Origin of the sequence: Mesorhizobium sp. M0870 (assembly GCF_040319775.1) — a bacterium.
GTDB lineage: Bacteria > Pseudomonadota > Alphaproteobacteria > Rhizobiales > Rhizobiaceae > Mesorhizobium.
Map to the genome: position 1 here is coordinate 1 of NZ_JAMYOI010000091.1, position 506 is coordinate 506.

1 protein-coding gene is annotated in these 506 nt (G+C 55.1%); it reads left to right on the top strand.

The features are described from left to right. Window positions 1-87: 87 nt before the first annotated feature. Window positions 88-456, top strand: a complete 369-nt coding sequence (locus NKH97_RS33265) for a four helix bundle protein (RefSeq protein WP_352440791.1) — start codon at window positions 88-90, stop codon at window positions 454-456. Window positions 457-506 lie beyond the last annotated feature (50 nt).

The following is a 506-nucleotide window of genomic DNA, read 5'->3' on the forward strand; positions in this document are numbered from 1 at the left end:
ATCCTTCAGCGGCGCGTGGGCTGGTATTTGTGTATAACACACCGCGTTGGGTCGTAGGGTAGTCGGGCAGTAGGGGAGTAGGAACGAATGGCCGAAAAAACAGGCTCCTACAAGGACTTGCTGGTTTGGCAGCAGGCGATGGACCTTGTAGTGGCTATTTACGGCGCAACGAAATCTTGGCCAAAGGAAGAACTTTATGGACTGACCAGCCAAGCGCGACGCGCTGCAAGCTCGGTGCCGGCAAACATAGCGGAGGGGTATGGCAGAGAAATTCGAGGCTCTTATCTGCAGTTTCTCCGTATTGCCCAAGGATCATTGAAGGAACTGGAAACTCAGCTTCTGATTGCTGAACGCACCGGCATCGCGCCGAAAGCGACGACGGCCTCGTTGTTGGCGAACACCGAAAGTGTGGGAAAGCTTCTTCGACTTCTCATCCGTAGACTTGCAACCGGATAGCCTCCCCTACTCCCCTACTCCCCTACTCCCCTACTCCCCTACTCCCCTAC